The sequence below is a fragment of the Chryseobacterium oryctis genome, assembly GCF_025971925.1.
GTDB classification, from domain to species: domain Bacteria; phylum Bacteroidota; class Bacteroidia; order Flavobacteriales; family Weeksellaceae; genus Chryseobacterium; species Chryseobacterium oryctis.
In genome coordinates, this window is sequence record NZ_JAPDHV010000007.1 from 1 (window position 1) to 19,187 (window position 19,187).

Genomic DNA, 19,187 nt, shown 5'->3' on the forward strand with positions numbered 1-19,187 from the left:
CCCCCTCTTACGATAGAAGATGGTCTTCCTGTTGGGTCGGTCTCCTGTAGCATTCCGAAATCTACAGCAATGATGTTGCGCTCTTTCCCCGCAACTTTGAATTTTGCTTTAAAGGACATAATTAAATGTTTTTAAGGTTTAAAATAATTAATATTACCAATAATGGAATATGTCGTAAACACCTGTTAAAAGGTTATTTATATTAAAAATTGTATGTATTATTTCTGTTCGTATTCAGTTTCCCACTCGTTACCATCTGTTCCTTTATGCCCATCCATTTTGATTAGGAAGTTTTTCGCCGGGAAATATGGTTTCATGTGAATATCTAAATGAATTTTATCTTTCTGAATAGGATCTTGCTCGAATCTTTTGATTTCAAAATTTTCAATCAGTTTTCCTGGTCCTGTGATGCTATCCAAGAAACGAACAATTTGATTCATAATTTCTTTTCTGGTAACAGCCGTGAAATTTTCAAAAGCTCTTCTGTTTAAGAAATCCATCAAAACTTTGGTTACATAATCGAAAACTCTTACTACAGAATATGTCTGAAGACCAAGATTATCTCCATTGAATAATGTTTTTCCTGAGAAAGCCATTACTTTACCATATTCATTTACCATTGGGATAAGTCCTAGATTTTCTAAATTGGCAATTTCACTCTTTTTAAGATCGAATTTCACTCCTTCAACCTCGTTGATACCTCCGAATTTTTTACCTGCAGTCACCTGAGACATTAATGTCTTATAAATTTTACCAGCTAAAGCTGCTGAAGGTGGAATGTATAGATCTTCAAGCTCGTCAATTTCCTCAAATCTACCTCTACCAACAAGCCAGTTACAAGTCATCAAAACATTTGATCTGTAAATATCTCCTCCTGTAAGATATGCCTGATCAAACATTTCCATTACATCATCCGGTTCATCAAGATGTTCAAAGTCAGTAATCAACATTGTTTTGTTTTCGTGAGCCATTTTTGCCCATTTTTCAACTACTTTGTTAGACCCTAAATACCCAGGAATTACCAAAATACCATAGTTGCTTTTTAAGTCTAATCTATCATAATTATCAGCTAATTCTGCATGAATTGTATCTATAAAACGTGTATTATCTAGGTCTTTCAACTGTTCAAGAGTAGAGTTTACAATCGTAATATTTTTTACTTTATCAGACTCTGTATTTTTATAGAACAGGGCTGCCGTTCTATAATTACCCTCTAGCTCTCTTGTTGCCTCAACGGCTCTCGAAAGGTTTTTAGAAAGAAGATCTTCTGCAGATTTTCTCTGAGTTTCGCAATCTGCAACCATATCTGTTAAAGAACTGTTTTTATTGATTACATCAGCCCAAAGCTCTAAAGTTTTCTTTAAAGTTTCTCTTTCTTTTTCTTTTCCTTTTTCTGTTAAGAAAATTTTTCTTCTTGCTTTTCTGTCCGGATTGATATTTTGAACATTTTCAATTGATGTTTCCAGCAGATCAAAACCACCATAACGAGCCAGTTTATCTATCAATTTATCTATTCCTAGCTGTACCTGTTTTTTAGGTTCTAAAACTGGAGTTTCTGTTGCTTGTGGAGCAGCTTGCGGTTGTTTATTATTATTGTTCATGCTATTTTGTGTTTAGGGTTATTTATTTTCTTCTAATTCTTTAATTAAGTTCTGTAAAGTATCATAAAGTGCTTTTTTAGCATCAGCATCTTCCAAAGCTGCTTTTAATATTTTATTTGTCTTTAATTGTTTAATAATTTTCTGATACTGATCTTTTTCGGTTTCAAGGCCTAATAAGAATTTACTTTGATTCGTAATACCTTTTGTTCCAAAATCTCCTAAATTTTTGAATTTTAGGTTTTCCATTTTCACAGCTCCGTTTGCATCTTCAAAATCAACTTTTACTTCCGGTTTGAAATGTTCGAAAACTTTTTCTATCGTAGTTAAACCTTCCACCAATTCAGGTTTTACCGGATCATTTGCTGTCAATTTTTGTGCTAAAAGCGTTCTGTTTTGAGGGATTTCAAATATTGCCTCACTTGCGTCTAATGGAACTTCATTTCCACCAATTCCTTTGTTTGTTAACATAGTGTTTTTATTTATTGATTATTAATATGTTGATGATTGTTATTTTTCAAAAATCCTGTAAGGATATATATTTGCTGATGCTTTTTGTAATTTTAAAAGAAAACTCTGTCTTAAATATTCCCATTCAGATTCTTTTAAATCTTTCTCTGAATTCCGAACTAAGAATATGTCTATTGTTCTGCTGAAACCTCCTTTTAATGAAACTTCTTTTTTTGTTCCTTTCTGAACCTGAATGTCTTTAATTGTGCCTTTAAAATGACTCATTCCGAAAGCCTTGATGTCTGCAACAGTTACAACTCTTCCTCTTGTAAGCAATGAATTTCTATATTCTAATATTTTTTCTTGAGCAGAAAGACTTTTCCTACCTCCAACAGAACTTTTTATCATTACTGCGGTCTTATCCAGAACAGATTTTTCAGAATCTTCTACCATAAGAACAGTAGCCGGTTTAATATCATTACCTTCTTCAGCCAGTGTCAACCAATACGAAATATTACAGGCAACTTCTGTATCCTGAAGATCCGAATTGATTACCAGATAAGGATTGTTTGCCTGAGAAAACTTCTTCTCTTTTGCCAACTGATGCAAAGCTGCTACATTTTGATTGATCTGTCTTAAAGTTTCTTTTGCCGAGTCACCACCAATTCCTGAAAAAGCAGCAGTTTCATCTTTAATTAACTCTAAAAGATATTGCATAAGTTCGGAAGCACTTCTTTGATCGAATCTTGAAACACCTCCTCTTCTTAATAAAGCTGTAGTTCCATTTTTTTCTGATGAATAGTCTTTCAAATCAAATCTTTTTCCTCTATCATCAGATACATAGTCAAGATCCAGAAAGAAATCATTAGATTGAATTGGAATAATATTCAGTTTTCCTGTAATTCTTCTATAGACTCTTTCATTGTAGGTATTGATAACCGGAATACAATTCAAAGAAACACTTACATTTTCAAGAACTTCCCCCACAACAGCTTCAGAAAATTTGAATTTTAGCCAAACTATCTCTTCTTCTTTTGCAAGTGCATTATCTATTATAAAATATCTAGTAAACAGTTCCTCTTGCTGCGGTTTTTCAGAATATCTGATTTTATCTTTTAGTGTGAAAAAATTACCAAAATAAAACTGATTAACATCATTATAAATATGCTGTAAATCCGAATAATTTTTGGTGATAATATTCTCCAGATTTACATCTTCCTGATTTACGTTATACCCTTCGTGAAGAGTAAAATCTTTATCTCCGAAAGATATTTTAGCCTGTTTTAGATAATAGAAAAATAATTCTCTCTGATAATTGTTATTAATGTCTATGTAAAACATTAAATTTTCCAAATCAGCCTTTTGTGGGCTTCTAATGCCAATCCACATTTCACCAGAAGGAATATGATTTTCGCTTCTTGCAATTGTATCACTGAAAAAGAAACTTTCAATTCTGTTTAAAGTATTTCCATAAGCAATATATTCTATTTTCGCAGTTGTAAGCTCAGCTTCAATAGTCGGACAAAAGAAAACATCTTTATTGGTAGTTTCCGTAGGATTGAATACATTATGAATTCTTTTACTTGTCTTGAAATGGTTATAAAATGATATTGTTTCGCGATTTTCTAACGGAAATACCTGAATTAATGACCTTGAAGGAACCACACCCGAAACTTCTTCCGGAAACATAATTTCAAGAATACGCTCAATGATTCTGGAACGCGAACTTTCAAGCTCAAAACCTAATTTTTCAAGCTCAGAAGCCGTCGCTGAAAGAAGCAAACCAATCACCGGGTCGAAAGATGTTTCCGCCTCAAGTTCGTTGTATCCCCACAATCGGGCTGCTCTTCGCAGTATTCTGTCTTTTATTCTTTCTTGATTCATGTTTTAATATGAAAGAGGTCCTACAAAAAATGAATTTTGGAAAAGAAAAGGTCTGTTGGTTTCCATTACCTGTCCTTTCACAGAAATCACTACTCTTTTTTTCATTCTTCTTTTTCCGATGCTTCCCAGATTAAAATCATTAACGGAAACTTCCACATCTTCTAAAAGAAGTCTTTTTTCATGCATTGTAATTGCTTTTTTCATTGCATTTACAATGTATTCTTTCAATTGGTTATCGCTTTTCAATAAGTCAAAATCAAGCTCCCAAATTTCTGTACCGAATGTTTCATCAAACTTACATTCTCCCAAAGCCGTAGTTGCAATAAGGAAAATCTGCTGTCCGATAGAACTGTCGATAGAGATTTTTTCGGCGTCTTTTTTATTTAAAAGACCTTCAAAATCCATGGGTATTTTGTAATAAATTCCTTTCATCTGACTGTTTATAAATAAATTGTTCTTTTAATATTTCCTTTATCATCGTATTCGAAATTCTTCGGAACCTGTTTACGACGAATGATTTCTAATTCTACTCTCGGAGTAAGTTTTAAAAACTTTTCTCTATACAAAATGTTTCCTATGAAACTTTTACCTCCATCTTTATCTACCACAATAAAATATTGAGAGACCTCATCCGGTTTTTTAAACTCATTAATATCTCCAGCATAAAGAATAACACTTTTATCCTCATTTTTCAGATGATAAGTCAGTTCTTCATGAGACAATTTTCTATGTCTTGAGATATCAAACTTTTCAATACGTTCCAAAGCAGGTTCGTACGGTATATTTTCGTATAGATAAGATGTTTTATCAAATTTTTTAAATCCAAAAAAGGAAAGAAAACTTCTTTTTGTTTTAGTTTTTGTAAAACTTAAAGTATCACGAGTAACTTGATAAACTTCCGTTTCATTAGTTTTATCATCAGTTACCGTTAGTTTATAGGTCGGAACTTCAACAACTTTTTCACCAATTTTCAAACTGATTTTCCCAACCTCCTGATCAGAAATCACAATTGAAATTGTATACTTACTCAGACCTGAATTGGTTCTCACAATAATTTCTCCGTCTCTATTTTCAACGGTTGAGTGAGGATCTTTCAGTATTCCAAGACCTAGATTAAGTTCCGGAAGAGGACTCATTTTTTTCTTCTTTTTTTGTGTTTTTTATTTTTATTTCATCTGTTTTTTTCACCTTGTAAACAGCCAAACAGTTTAGCTGATTATCAATATCATAGTTTTGAGATTCGCTCACATACAACTCATAATTTTTCTCATAAGCATACACTTTCATTTGGGTAATCTCATTATCTTTTAGCTTTAAAAAGTCTTTTTTACTCAGCTGCTTTACAAAATATCCTTCACAGTTTAAGGCAAAATCATTTTTAAAAGTGATTACCTCTCCTGATTTAAAAGAAATGTCTAGTACTTTCTCCTTTTTTATACAGACATTTTTATCAGCAATTTGGATATACATGAAAATTTTATCCTTTCTTTTACCAAACTGCAATGTTGCATATGCATATTCTACATTGTCAACTCTCAGATGCATCATTGGAGTGCTTGCAAAGTACTGCTTATCGAGTTTTTGTTTTGTTTGCGTAATCTCACAGTCAAAACTTGCAACAGCTCCACTCTCATCTTTATCAGCCTGAGCTTTCAATAGGCAAAAACTCAGTAAAAAAAAACTAAAAAAAACTTTAAACCCCATCATAACTATTGAGCCTGATACAACTGTCTGCACACTTCCAAATCGGTTTTCATTTTATCATATTCCGCCTTCAGTGCAACATTTATTTTACTCAAACTATCCATTGTAGCCTGATTTCCGGAAAGTTGCTTTATCTCTTTCTTCGCATCTATCAAATCTTTGAAAGTCATGATAGTATTATTATACATCACTTTATTTTTTAAAGTATCTTTCGGCAGTTGCTTATACATATCGGCAAGAATTGATAATCCTAATTTTTCGTTGAAAAAATCATTTTGCCCGGGAACACCTATGGAATCTACCGCTGATTTCACTTTTTCTAATTGAAAAGAGAATCTTTCTTGGGTTTCCATTTCTTTTTTCATTTTGATGTTCTCTGTTTTAAGTAAGCTATTTTCTTTAAATGGGAAATATGCATTAAAGAAAACTGCAATCACAAGTACTGTGACCGTAATAATAAAGAACAAAATGAAAAATGAAAAGGCTATTGATCTTTCTTTCTTATTAAGAACTTCCATATTTTTTCTTTGTGTTTTATTTAATTAATCTGCAAGAAAAGTTCGACTTCGTTTAGCATGAATAACAGAATCTCTGTCATCGGTATTTTCGGATACAAAGATGCTTCCGTCACGTTTTTTACCTATATAATCAAGACGGTTCAGTACTGCAAACAGCTCTTCTAGCATTTTCATAAACCTAACTACTTTTGCTACGGTAATATCAATTTCATTGTGATTGTAATCCGAATTAATGGCATCTGAAAAAATAGTTTCAAAATCTCCCTGACTCACATTACACCATTCGGCAAAATAATTTAATAATTCTTCTTTTCCTGATCCAGATCTTGCATCAATAAAGTTTTTTAAAACTCTTGCCATTCCCACAACAGACAGAAGCATATTTGCCGGTGATGTATGAGGAGATAACCATCGGAACTTATTAATTTCTAATCCTAAATAATTCAGCGTTTTATCTGCCAAATACTGCATCATGACCGCAAGTGAATTAGACTGCTTTTTTACATGAATTTTCTGCTCGATTTGAACTGCATACAGCTCAATCTGACCATAAAAGCGGTCTATTTCTACATACAATTCCTGTAATTTTTTGTGACTAGAAACACTTACACAAGACGGAATATATTGGTCATCAATCCTAGATTCTCCTGCATTAACAAGGATTTTTCCTATCGTAAGATAATTAATCCCAAAACCTAAAGTATTTTTCAATTCTTTCTCAGGGATAAGACTCAAAAAATATTCGGGCTGTGTAAATGGATATCGAGGAGGATTTTCTTCCGGATCAGGCTCTCCAAAAGGAGTTCGCTTAAAATGGTTTACAGAAAGACATGCTAAAAGTGTTATACTTTCGTTATCTTTAATTTCATAAACAGCTTCCGGATAAGGAATTGATAAATTTATTGATTCTGAAGTTCCCTGTCCAATATCTATTCTCGAACCACTCGGAGTAATTGCATGACACTCTTCCACTCTTATTCTCAACAACTTATGATTATCTATAATAAGATTCATTTTGATGGAATTTTCCACAGGTAGAAGTCCGTAATTGATCATTGAAGTATGCACTCCAACAGAATCTCTCACAGAATCACTCACAAAATTTTGAACATCGATGAAATGATTTTTATTTATTTTCATCCCATCTATCCAATTTACCGGAAAATGGTTTAATTTTTCTATCATTGGTTTTTTAATTTTTATTCACTTATTACTCTTTGATTATCTCGTTCTGTACTATATTCAAAATCAGGTTCGTCATCTGGCTGATCTTCACGAATATTCATTTCACTCGTTCTCATACAGAAAATAACACTGTTTTCTTCGATCCCATTCATGTAAAGAGTAAGGTCAGGATCAATATATTTTGTACTTTCATACCACTTCGGCTGAAGGAAAAACACCCAACTGTAGGTTCCGTTTTCTCCTTCTATTTCTATCCTATCTTCGGTATGTCTTTCATTATAATCAGAAACGAAATTGTAAAATAATCTTCCAAAATCAATTCTTGTAGGACCTTTTGCTCGATAAACACTATATTTTTTAGCATAACGGTCTTTATCCATCAATAATGTAAATACCACAAGATCTCTCATTTCATCATCTCCAACTCCTGTCAATTCTCTATAATTTTCCGGAAACTGCCATGTTTTATATACTTTCGGAGGAATTGCCATTGCTTTATTGAAAGTATCATTCAAAAATGTAGGAATAAAGAAAACAATATAATGTCCGAGCATTAAAAATGTGAAATCTATTCCGTTTAAAAACGTATAAATCAACATAAACGGAATAATGGAATATGCTACTGTAATTAAGGCAAATAAATATTCGGTTCCTGCATTATTCTTACTCTCAAATTTGTTGAAATAAGAACGATACATATAGCAGTGTACTATCCCAATAATCAATGAACTAACCTGATAAAAGATAAACTCATAAAGATTATTATCCAAGAATAATTTATTATAACCCAAAAACGCAATTACCGAGTATACAAAAGCAACAGAAAAACAATAGATATAGAATTTTGCTCTGTATTTTTGCTTAAAACCAGGTGTTTTTTGAGAAAAAATCATAGTAAGAATTATGATAATTGCTAAAAAAATCACACTTGCAGCCAAGATTTGGGGCTCTAATAAATTAATAAAGTATTTTTTCAGTTTCATCATATGCGTGTGTTGTATCCTAAAATTGAACTTTCCTCAGACACAAATTCAAAATTTTGTTTTTCTTCAGCTAACAGAATTGTTGTTTCAATTTCCACTTCAATAGGGAAAAAATATTCATAAAATAGATCCAAAAACTTCTTCATTTTACCCTCATGGATATAATCAACGAAGTTTGAGTTTTTCAATGGTCCAATCTGTATATTAAAATGGTTTGAATAGTCATCATAACTGTTTCCTGTAATAAAATCAAGACCCAATCTGCTATCTCCCAATATTATACTTTCATCTTTATCTGTATATTTTTGATGAGTTTTATTATTTATTATCACATTCTCTTCAAGAAGATTAGCTAAAATCTCACTTGCCAATTCTATATTTCCTACAATCTTGTACGCAAAAGGCAGAACTCTGATAAATTTTGATATTAATAGCTTCGGAAAATCTTTACTAATTCCCCAAAAATCATAAAACATATCAGCAACTAAAGAACCATTCAATTCGGTCAAAAAATCTCTCTCAAAACCTTCAATAGCTACTCCATAACCAAAAATTTCATTTTCAAACGGTTGAAAAAAAGTTCTTGCACCCTTTTGTTGTTTTTTTTGATTCTTATGTTCACGAATCATTACATCAACATCCTTTTCAGGAGAATCATTTCTTACGTTATGAACCATATTTTCAGGTAACATATCGTAGATACTATCTCTGGAAAGGCATATTTTCAGAATCTGGGTTGCATCAAAATCATAATCAATTACATCTGCATCGAGTATATCAAACCGGTAAGCTCTCGAAAACTGACCTTCTTTAGAAACAATATACTTCCCGTCTGAAATATCATTATTTTTAAGCAAATCATTTACAACAACTTCCGCACGAATATCATGCTTTAAAGAAGTAATATGACGAGCAAGATCTGTAAGCCTTTCCATAAATTAATTATTATTAGGTTTCAATCTTCCTGCAGCCACATATCTCAACTGGAAATACTCATCATTAAAATTATAAATATTGAGTCCGTTTGCTGTACATGCTAAGATTCTATCGTTATGTAAATAAATTCCTACATCTGAAATAGGATGAAATTTATCATATCTAAAAAATAAAATATCCCCTTCCTTCAAGAAAGTTCTTCCAGTAAAAAGCTGAATAGATTTTGAGCGAAAAATACCGTCTGAAGTCTTAGGAAAAGTAATATTAAAAACATCACTATAAAGAGCCTGTACAAAGTAAGAACAATCTACCCCTACATTTTCTTCCAATTTCTGTGATTTATACGGAGTTCCTAACCATTTGTCTATATAAGAGTAAAGCTTATAATTCTGAACTTCCTTTGGCATTACCTTCAAAATGATAGAATATTTTTCTTTAATCCTTAAGTCTTCATCACTCAATCCCTCTTTATTGTCATCAACAACAGTATACCCATCACCCATACCCTCCTGTGCGTTCTGAGTATTATTTAATTTATCTGATGAATAGTTATATGGGATATCTGTAATGTATTTTTTACTATTACAAGAAAGTGTAAATAAGTATAAAAGCGGTATAAACCAAACTTTATATGCAGGGCATATATAATATTTCATCATGTTGTGTGTTGTGTTTTCAACAAAAGTATATAAAATAATTTATCTGTAATATATTTTTCTAAAAAAAAATTTATTTAAATTTGTGAATTCACAAAAGCACAATGAAAAAAAATATTTCAAACCTTATGGATAATAAGGTTCTTATAAGTTTAGGAGTTGTTTTATTGCTCAGTCTGTTTTATCTATTATATCAGTTTACCCGCCACGTTGATTGTGAAAATGCAAAATTTATAGTGCATTCCGATGACTTTATGATCAATAATGTTGTGGAATTCTTTGATAATACAGAAGGTGCTAAATCGTGGGAGTGGGATTTTGGAGACAGCACAGCCATTGATGTACGACAAAGAACTATCCATACCTATAAAAAGCCGGGTGAATATATTGTAAGATTAAAAATAAACGGAAATTGTATCCACGAAAAACTAGTAACAATTTCAAGTATCAGCCAACAATCCGGTTATCTTCCTATCATTTCCAGTCCTAATGTTGTAACGGTGGGAGAACCTGTATTTTTTAACGCAGAAAAAGATGGCGGTGAATCTTGGGAATGGAGCTTCGGGGAAACAACAAGAACTGATGCCCTAGGAAAAAGCCCAACCTACACATTTAAAACAGTTGGAGACAAAAAAATCACCCTTATTGTAAATGGAGACGTAGAGCATACAGCCGTGAAAACCATTTATGTAGCTCCCAAAACGATTAAAGCTAAACAAAAAATCGATATCAAATCTTATGAGTTTGAAAAACCTCATTCCTCATTCTCATTGCCTATGGGAAGCGCACAAAAAGATCCTTTAGTTGATATGCTTCAACACATTCCGGTTTCACCGAGATCGAAAAGCAAAAAAGATTCTCTCATTGCAGACAAAAAAGCTCCCGAAATTTCAAATGAACAATTTAAAATTCTCATTAAACAGGTTGCCGCAGAAGCAAAAATAAAAGATGACTTTAAAGAATATCTATGCGGAAATTTTGATATCCCGGTAGTTGTAAATAATAATAAATTAATGCCTTTTGATCAGTTCTGCCAGTATATTGCCGGTAAGAAAATAAAAATTACGGCATTGAGAGTCAATAAAGACGACAAAAACTGTATCCAAAATATTAACATTCAATATAAAGTAAAAAAACTGATGATTTGGATGAATGATTAAAAACACACAAATGATGAATCAACAAGAAATTATTTACAATCAAGAAGTTACCAAAGCTCTTGAAATTGCTCAAAAAATAGGTAGAGAAAATTTAAATTCCACATTTACAGGAGCCCATCTTTTAAAAGCAATGTTAAACAGAGATCTTTCTCTTTTAAAACAGCTTGAAAGCCTAGGAACAGACGTTTTTTATCTTGAAGAATGGGCAGAAGTACGCATGGAAGACCTTCCTAAATCACCAAACACTTTTTCGTGCGAACCGGATGAAATTATAGATGAAATTTTTGCGGAAGCAGACTCTGTCCGAGAAATGTTAGGTATAGAAGACATTACACTGTTTACATTAATTGTTGCCATTAGTTCACCTGGTGTAGCCTTTTCATTTGATCAAATGAAAACTTTTCCTGTAACAAGAAATGAACTGCTGAAAGATATTTCTGTTTCTGACAATAAAGAAAACGTGGAAAATGCAGCTTTTTCAAAAAAAGCAAACAAAGGCTTTATAAAAAAGTACTGCATCAATAAAAATGAACAGGTAAAAAAGAAAAACAAAAAAGAATTACTTGTAGGAAGAGATTCGGAAATCAATAAAATCACCGAAATATTATCCCGATACAGCAAACAAAATGTTTTAATCATTGGTGAACACGGTGTCGGGAAAACAACATTGATAGAAGGATTCATTCAGAAAATATTACTAAAACAAATTCCCGATGCTCTTTTAGGATTAGAGGTTTTTGAAATTGATATGGGAGCCCTCATTGCAGGAGCTTCTTATAAAGGAGAAATTGAAGACAGAATAAAAAATATTGCTCAGGAATTAAAATCAGTTCCCAAATCATTATTAATTATCGAAGATATTTCTTCAATTTTAGGTGGTCATGGCTCAGATTCCGGAGTTTCAAATCTTTTAAAAAGTGAGATTTCAAACGGATTGACCTTACTTGCAACATCAACAATTGAAGAATACAGCAAAAAAATCGAAAAAGATCAGGGATTTGCAAGTCTGTTTGAGCTTGTGAAACTAGAAGAATCTACTGATGAGATTCATTTCAGAATGCTCAAACAAACCTTAATTGACTATCAGAATCATCACAAAATCAATATCGACGACAATGCAATAAAAGAAGCAATAAGACTTTCTCAACGATATTTGAAAGAAAAAAGCCTCCCCGCTTCTGCTATTGATTTAATTGATCATACCATGGCTGTTCTAAAAACTGCCGGAGAATCTTTTATCAAAGAGAAAAACCATCTTCTGACTAGCATTATTCATCTGGAAGATAATACAAATAATCTTTCTGAAGATGAACGGAAAATGCAGGCAGAATGGTTATTAAAAGATCTAACTGAAAAAACAAAATATCTCATAAGCACTTCTGAAGAAGCCGAAGAAAAACAACTTCCTGAATTTGAAAATATTGATGAACTTTTAGATTTTTCAAGAAAATTAATCGAAAAAACAGAAAAAATAGCTCAGGATAAGAGAACTAATATTACAGATTTTGACCTCGCCCTGATTATTTCCCAGAAAACAAATATCCCAATCGGAAAGCTTAAAGAAGAAGAAAAACAAAGACTTAACGAAATGGAAAGTGTTCTTGCACGACGAGTTGTAGGGCAAGACCATGCCATTGAAACCATTTCGGAAGCTGTTTTGGAAACCCGTTCAGGATTAAGCAAAGCAGGACAACCCATCGGTTCGTTCTTCTTTTTGGGACCAACAGGAACAGGTAAAACAGAATTGGCAAAGTCGTTGGCAGAATTTTTATTTCAGGATGAAAATGCAATTATCAGGTTTGATATGTCCGAATTTAAAGAAGAGCATTCTGCCGCATTACTTTACGGAGCTCCTCCAGGATATGTAGGATATGAAGAAGGCGGATTATTAGTCAACAAAATCAGACAAAAACCCTACTCTATTGTTTTATTTGATGAAATTGAAAAAGCTCACGCCTCTGTTTTTGATGTTTTTTTACAGATTATGGATGAAGGAAAACTTCATGATAGATTAGGAAAAGAGGGCGATTTCTCAAATGCTATTATCCTTTTCACTTCAAATATCGGTTCAGATTTTATTGTAGAATCTTTTGGAAAAGGTGAAATTCCTCAATCTTCAAAATTATTGGAAATGATGAGTCGTTTTTTCAGACCTGAATTTTTAGGAAGACTTACGGAAACGATTCCTTTTGCTCCGATAAGTAAAGATAATGCCCTGAAAATTTTTGAAATTCATCTTAAAAAAGAACTTCTTGATTTGGTTAAAAACTTAAATATTAATCTTGAAATCAGTCAGGAAGCAAAAGAGCTTCTCTCTATAGAAGGTTATGATATAAAATACGGAGCAAGACCACTAAAAGGTGTTATAAGAGGAAGGTTAAGAAGACCTCTTGCCAAAAAAATTGTATCCGGAGTGTTTAAAGAAGGAGATAAAATTAATGTAGATATAAAAGATGGAGAACTCATCTGGACTGCAAACCAATTTTAAATTTAATTTTTGTAAAAATCCCAGCCTTTTTGGCTGGGATCATTGTTTGAATAATAAGCTAACAAAATGTTCAAACAATATAATTGAGTATATGAATGTTTAGTGTCTTTGTCTAATTGCAAATGGTGAGAAAACTATGATTTTTCATATGCAATTGTATTTTAGCTTCAGACTTTAAAGTGCTGTAAGAACTGAATTCGAAAGCCTCAACAGCTTTCAGTCTATAATCAATAAAATCAGCAATTCTGACAATGGAAAAAAAGAAATTTCTATATAAAGAAATATCAACCGTACAGCCAAAATTCGGTAAAAATGCTTCTAAAAAAGGAATCGTTTTTTGGTGTTGGGTATAATCTAAACAATAACCTGTCTGCTCTTTGGACGTAATAATTTCATAATTATTGATGTAATCAAGAACATTTTCTTTGGTTTTATCCAATCCTTTTTTCTGAAAATATGTATTGATTTTATCCAAAATATGTTGGGCATATTCCATCATGGTAATGGTTTTCCATTCTGATATATTGTCAATTTTAGATGATACATCTTGAGTTCTTTTGCCGTTCTCAACATCTACACAAAAGGAAATTCCGAAATTTTCAAAATAAGGGAAGAAACAATTTTTCACTTTAATTACAGCATCCGTCTGCAATTTATCCTCCGAAAAATTATAACTCAGATATGGTCTGTATAGTTCTGCCTGACTTTTTAGGAAGTCAATTTCATTGGTATTGTCGTAATGTTCAAACCATTTTTCGAGATTGTCGTAATATTCTTTTTCAAATTCTCTGAAACTTAAGTAAAATGGTAATTTCATAGCTTTAATGATTTAATACCGCAAAGCTATCTGTGTAAAGCGACAAAACTTGACGTGTTATTTTTAATTAAAAAAAAATTTCAAATAATTTTAGATTTACTACTAAAAAAAGGAGCTAAGTCCTAAGACACAGCCCCTTTTTTAGTAACGATTTAAAAGTTACTCTCTACTTCCAGCCACCTCCTAAACTTTTATAAATATCAACAACTGTACTTAGTTGTTTTTCTTTAGCTTCCACCAACTCCATTTTAGCATCTAATGCATCTCTCTGATTCATCAAAACCTCCAAATAATCTGCTCTCGAATTACGGAATAGTTGATTCGCAATATCAATCGACTGGTCTAAAGCATGGGTTTCTTCAGATTTTAATTTATAATACTGGTCTATATTTTTGATTTTCGACATCAAATTAGCCACATCCAGATAAGCATTTAAAATCGTTTTATCATATTCATACAAAGCCTGAATCTGTTTGGCATCGGCAGCCTGAAAATTAGCTTTAATTGCACTTTTATTAATCAATGGACCCGCTAATTCTCCCACCAAATTGTAAGCGACCGATTCCGGCAATTTAACCAAATAAGATGGTTTGAATGCCTCCAACCCTAATGTTGCAGAGATTTCCAAAGAAGGATAAAATTCTTTTCTTGCTGCTTCAACATCTAGTTTCGAGGATTTTAATTCCAATTCAGCTTGTTTAATATCAGGACGGTTCGACAATAATTGTGAAGGAATCCCTGTATAAACGGTTTGAGGAATCATTGTCATAAAGCTTTCTTTTGTTCTCACAATCGGCTGTGGATATCTTCCCAACAAAGCATTGATCTGATTTTCTTTTTCTGTAATCTGCTGACGAATTGTATATTCTGCGGCTTTTGATTTAGCCAATTCAGCCTCAAATTTTTTCACTGCCAGTTCAGTTGCAGCCGCTGCTTCTTTCTGAATTTTAGAGATTTCTAAAGCCTTCTTTTGAAGTTCAATATATTTTTGAATAATTTCAAGCTGATTATCAAGTGATAATAATTCATAATAATTATCTGCAACCTCAGCAATTAAACTTGAAAGCACAAAATTCTTCCCTTCAACAGTCGAAAGATAGTGAGCAACAGCAGCTTCTTTTTCGGTTCTCAATTTTTTCCAGATATCAATCTCCCAGTTTGCCATTAATCCTCCTTCAAAATTCCCTAACGGATCCGGCATTTCTTTTCCAGGCTCAATATCAGTATTGGCATCACCTGCTCCCTGACTTGTATATCGACCTACTTTTTCTACTCCAGCCCCTAATTTTGCAGCTACAGTAGGCGATAGCTTCCCTTTTTTATAAAGAACATTACTTTTTGCAATCTCAATCTCCTGCAAAGTAATCATCAACTCCTGATTATTCTTCAATGCCGTTTCAATTAAAACGACCAAATTAGCATCAGTAAAAAACTGTCTCCACGGCGTCATTCCACTGTTATTATTAGCATCAGCCTGTTCTTGCTGATTAAAATTCTGAGGAATGTTTTGCTTTACCTCATCTTTTATAACGGTTGCCATAGGAGCTTTACAACTTGCTAAAACAAGCGATATCGCAACGGGTAATATATATTTATTATAAATCTTCATGTTTGTCATCGTGTTGATAAGGTTCTGTTTGTTCTGTTAAAGGATTTTCTTCTTCATATCTTGCCAATCTTGATTTTTCAGCAATTGTTCCGAAAATGTAATACAATCCAGGGATAATCATTAATCCGAAAATAGTTCCGATAAACATACCACCTGCTGCCGCTGTACCAATCGTTCGGTTTCCTATTGCCCCGGGACCAGTTGCCATCACCAACGGAATCAAACCTGCGATAAATGCAAATGAAGTCATCAAAATCGGACGAAAACGGATAGCAGCCCCCTCAATTGCAGCCTGTGCAACAGGAATTCCTTCTTCTGCCTTCTTCTGCACAGCAAATTCTACGATCAATACCGCATTTTTACCCAAAAGCCCAATCAACATTACCATTGCAACCTGAGCATAAATATTGTTTTCTAATCCTAATAATTTTAAGCATAAAAAAGCCCCGAAAATTCCCGTTGGTAACGATAAAATTACAGGCAAAGGAAGAATAAAGCTTTCATATTGAGCAGAAAGAATAAGATAAACAAATCCTAAACATACCAAGAAAATGAATACTGCCTCATTCCCACGACTTACCTCGTCTTTGGAAATACCTGCCCAATCGATACCAAAACCTCTCGGCAAAGTTTTATCAGCAACTTCTTTAATGGCAGCAATAGCCTGTCCTGAACTATATCCAGGTGCAGGAGTTCCACTCACCTCCGCAGAATTATACATATTGTGTCTCGTAATTTCTGATAAGCCATATACCTTTTCCAAATGCATGAAATCTGAATACGGAACCATCTGTTCTTTATCATTTTTAACATATAGCTTTAATAAATCACTTGGCAAAGCACGATATTGAGGGCCTGCCTGAACAATAACTTTATATGGCCTGTCAAAACGAATAAAGCTCGTTTCATAGTTGGAACCAATCAATGTAGACAAATTATCCATCGCATTCTCAATCGTCACACCTTTCTGTTCTGCCAAATCATTATCAATCTTCAGCATATATTGGGGGAAACTTGCAGAATAGAATGTAAATGCAGAACCCAATTCGGGACGTTTTTTCAGTTCCCTTACAAAATCGTTACTTACTTTTTCCATTTTTTGATAATCCCCGCTTCCCGCTTTATCTAAAAGACGAAGTTCAAAACCACCTGCAGCTCCGTATCCCGGGATAGATGGGGGTTGGAAAAACTCTATATTCGCCCCAGGAATATTTTTGGCTTTCTCTTCCAGTTTTTCAATAATTTCCGCAGCAGATTCTTTACGTTCTTCCCAACTTTTAAGATTAATTAAACAAGTCCCTGAATTAGAACCTGTACCTTCAGTCAAGATTTCATAACCTGCCAAAGAAGAAACTGATTGTACACCATCAATATCTTCAGACTCTCTCAATAATTCTTTGGCAATCTGATTTGTTCTCTCCAAAGTTGACCCCGGAGGAGTTTGTATAATTGCATAAATCATCCCTTGGTCTTCAGCAGGAATAAACCCAGAAGGAAGTGAATTGCTCAAGAAAAATGTACAAGCACAAAAAGCCAATAATAGCGGAAGTGTGATTGTTTTCTTTTTCACTGTTTTATTCAGCATTCCCTCATACTTCCCTGCTCCTTTTGTAAATAACCCATTGAATTTATCCAAGAAAATGGTAATCGGAGTTCTTTTTTTGGCTTTCCCATGATTATTTTTTAAAATTAAAGCACATAAAGCCGGGGTCAATGTCAACGCTACAACTCCTGAAAGGATAATTGCAGAAGCCATTGTTATCGAAAACTGACGGTAAAATACCCCAACCGGACCAGACATGAATGCAATCGGAATAAATACAGAAGCCATTACCAGAGTGATTGCGATAATTGCTCCGCTGATTTCGTGCATTGCTTCTTCTGTAGCCTTCAACGGAGATAAATGTTTCTCTTCCATTTTGGCATGAACTGCTTCAATTACAACAATCGCATCATCAACTACAACCCCGATTGCCATTACCAAAGCAAAAAGTGAAATCATATTCAACGTAATTCCGAAAGCGGACATAACTGCAAAAGTTCCGACCAGTGAAACCGGAACAGCCAAAGCCGGAATCAAAGTTGAACGCCAATCTCCTAAGAATAGAAATACTACAATTGCCACCAAAATAAACGCTTCAAACAAGGTATGAACCACCTTATCTATTGATGCATCCAGAAACCTTGAGACATCATAGCTTATATCATAGTGCATTCCTTTTGGGAAAGTCGTTTTTTGCAATTCTGCCATTAAAGATTTTACATTTTTGATAACATCACTTGCATTAGAACCATATGATTGTTTTACTGTAATTGCAGCAGAAGGTTTTCCATTCAATGTAGAATAGATATCATACATCGAAGAACCAAACTCAATATCTGCAACATCTTTTAATCTTATAAATTCTCCTCCAGGTTTTGCTTTCAGAATAATATTTCCGTAATCTTTTTCATTATTAAAACGACCTGGATATTTTAAAATATATTCAAATGACTGCGAACGTTTCCCTGAACTTTCCCCTGTTTTCCCGGGTGATGCTTCTAAACTTTGTTGATTTAATGCTTCCATTACTTCATCAGCGGAAATACTGTAAGCTGTTAACCTATCAGGTTTAAGCCAAATACGCATAGCATATTCTCTTGTTCCCAAAATATCTGCAAAACCAACTCCACTTACTCTTTTTAGTTCAGACATTACATTGATATCTGCATAATTAAAAAGGAATTTTTGGTCTGCCTTTGGATCATCACTGTACAAATTAATATACATCAACATGTTGGGCTCTTCACGGGTAATTTTTACCCCTTCTCGAACTACCAACGGCGGAAGTTTATTAACTACTGAAGACACACGGTTCTGAACATTTACAGCAGCTACATTCGGGTCAGTTCCCAAATCAAAAACCACCTGGATAGATGCTTCTCCATCATTTCCGGCATCAGAAGTCATATATTTCATTCCAGGAACACCATTTAAGCCTCTTTCTAACGGAATAACTACGGATTTAATCAACAACTCATTGTTGGCTCCAGGATATTCTGCAGTGATATTCACTTTTGGAGGTGAAATGGACGGAAATTGAGTAACGGGTAATTTAACTAGCGATAAAACTCCCATAAATACGATAATCAAAGAGATTACGATAGACAGAACAGGTCTGCGAATGAATTTCTTAAACATACTACTTCATTTAAAGAG

At 33.3% G+C, this 19,187-nt stretch carries 17 protein-coding genes; 2 read left to right on the forward strand and 15 right to left on the reverse strand.

The genetic code is table 11. The features are described from left to right. The 12 genes from tssD to OH806_RS14005 all read right to left on the reverse strand — a co-directional run. Window positions 1-119, reverse strand: a 119-nt coding sequence (tssD, locus tag OH806_RS13950; RefSeq protein ID WP_264744412.1) for a type VI secretion system tube protein TssD, incomplete at its 3' end; no start/stop codon positions are given. A gap of 99 nt (window positions 120-218) precedes the next feature. Then, window positions 219-1,601, reverse strand: coding sequence for a DUF5458 family protein (locus OH806_RS13955; RefSeq protein ID WP_264744288.1), 1,383 nt, complete (start codon window positions 1,599-1,601; stop codon window positions 219-221). Window positions 1,602-1,619: 18 nt separating this feature from the next. Further along, the gene (locus tag OH806_RS13960) at window positions 1,620-2,069 is read right to left on the reverse strand and encodes a hypothetical protein (RefSeq protein ID WP_264744289.1); all 450 of its coding nucleotides are present in this window, start codon (window positions 2,067-2,069) and stop codon (window positions 1,620-1,622) included. Between the two features lie 39 nt (window positions 2,070-2,108). Next, window positions 2,109-3,932 carry a type VI secretion system baseplate subunit TssF gene (locus OH806_RS13965; RefSeq protein WP_264744290.1) on the reverse strand — a complete coding sequence of 608 codons (1,824 nt, stop codon included), beginning with the start codon at window positions 3,930-3,932 and terminating at the stop codon, window positions 2,109-2,111. Window positions 3,933-3,935: 3 nt separating this feature from the next. Then, on the reverse strand, window positions 3,936-4,364 hold the full coding sequence (locus tag OH806_RS13970) for a GPW/gp25 family protein (protein WP_264744291.1): 429 nt from the start codon (window positions 4,362-4,364) through the stop codon (window positions 3,936-3,938). A gap of 8 nt (window positions 4,365-4,372) precedes the next feature. Then, a complete protein-coding gene (locus OH806_RS13975; protein WP_264744292.1) occupies window positions 4,373-5,068 on the reverse strand; it encodes a hypothetical protein in 696 nt (231 codons plus the stop codon). Next, the gene (locus OH806_RS13980; RefSeq protein ID WP_264744293.1) at window positions 5,046-5,588 is read right to left on the reverse strand and encodes a hypothetical protein; all 543 of its coding nucleotides are present in this window, start codon (window positions 5,586-5,588) and stop codon (window positions 5,046-5,048) included. The genes OH806_RS13975 and OH806_RS13980 overlap by 23 nt, the downstream gene beginning before the upstream one ends. Before the next feature lie 53 nt (window positions 5,589-5,641). Then, the gene (tssO, locus tag OH806_RS13985) at window positions 5,642-6,154 is read right to left on the reverse strand and encodes a type VI secretion system transmembrane protein TssO (protein ID WP_264744294.1); all 513 of its coding nucleotides are present in this window, start codon (window positions 6,152-6,154) and stop codon (window positions 5,642-5,644) included. A 24-nt stretch (window positions 6,155-6,178) separates the two neighbouring features. After that, window positions 6,179-7,339, reverse strand: coding sequence for a hypothetical protein (locus tag OH806_RS13990; protein ID WP_264744295.1), 1,161 nt, complete (start codon window positions 7,337-7,339; stop codon window positions 6,179-6,181). A gap of 14 nt (window positions 7,340-7,353) precedes the next feature. After that, window positions 7,354-8,325 carry a TssN family type VI secretion system protein gene (locus OH806_RS13995; protein ID WP_264744296.1) on the reverse strand — a complete coding sequence of 324 codons (972 nt, stop codon included), beginning with the start codon at window positions 8,323-8,325 and terminating at the stop codon, window positions 7,354-7,356. Continuing rightward, window positions 8,322-9,257 carry a type VI secretion system baseplate subunit TssG gene (locus tag OH806_RS14000; protein ID WP_264744297.1) on the reverse strand — a complete coding sequence of 312 codons (936 nt, stop codon included), beginning with the start codon at window positions 9,255-9,257 and terminating at the stop codon, window positions 8,322-8,324. The genes OH806_RS13995 and OH806_RS14000 overlap by 4 nt, the downstream gene beginning before the upstream one ends. A 3-nt stretch (window positions 9,258-9,260) precedes the next feature. Continuing rightward, window positions 9,261-9,917 (reverse strand): C40 family peptidase, encoded by a 657-nt coding sequence (locus tag OH806_RS14005; RefSeq protein ID WP_264744298.1) that lies wholly within the window; start codon window positions 9,915-9,917, stop codon window positions 9,261-9,263. 101 nt (window positions 9,918-10,018) lie between these two features. On the opposite strand from OH806_RS14005, the gene OH806_RS14010 reads away from it, so the two are divergent. Then, on the forward strand, window positions 10,019-11,074 hold the full coding sequence (locus OH806_RS14010; protein WP_264744299.1) for a PKD domain-containing protein: 1,056 nt from the start codon (window positions 10,019-10,021) through the stop codon (window positions 11,072-11,074). A 13-nt stretch (window positions 11,075-11,087) separates the two neighbouring features. Continuing rightward, complete coding sequence (locus OH806_RS14015; protein WP_264744413.1) at window positions 11,088-13,562, forward strand: AAA family ATPase; 2,475 nt, start codon at window positions 11,088-11,090, stop codon at window positions 13,560-13,562. Between the two features lie 112 nt (window positions 13,563-13,674). Here the strand turns inward: OH806_RS14015 and OH806_RS14020 are convergent, their stop codons facing one another. The 3 genes from OH806_RS14020 to OH806_RS14030 form a co-directional block, all read right to left on the reverse strand. Next, window positions 13,675-14,379: a hypothetical protein gene (locus OH806_RS14020; RefSeq protein WP_264744300.1), complete on the reverse strand. Its 705-nt coding sequence runs from the start codon at window positions 14,377-14,379 to the stop codon at window positions 13,675-13,677. Window positions 14,380-14,545: 166 nt separating this feature from the next. Further along, entirely contained in the window at window positions 14,546-15,988 is a 1,443-nt protein-coding gene (locus tag OH806_RS14025; protein WP_264744301.1) for a TolC family protein, read from the reverse strand. Beyond that, window positions 15,975-19,169, reverse strand: a complete 3,195-nt coding sequence (locus OH806_RS14030; RefSeq protein ID WP_264744302.1) for an efflux RND transporter permease subunit — start codon at window positions 19,167-19,169, stop codon at window positions 15,975-15,977. The genes OH806_RS14025 and OH806_RS14030 overlap by 14 nt, the downstream gene beginning before the upstream one ends. Window positions 19,170-19,187: the final 18 nt, after the last annotated feature.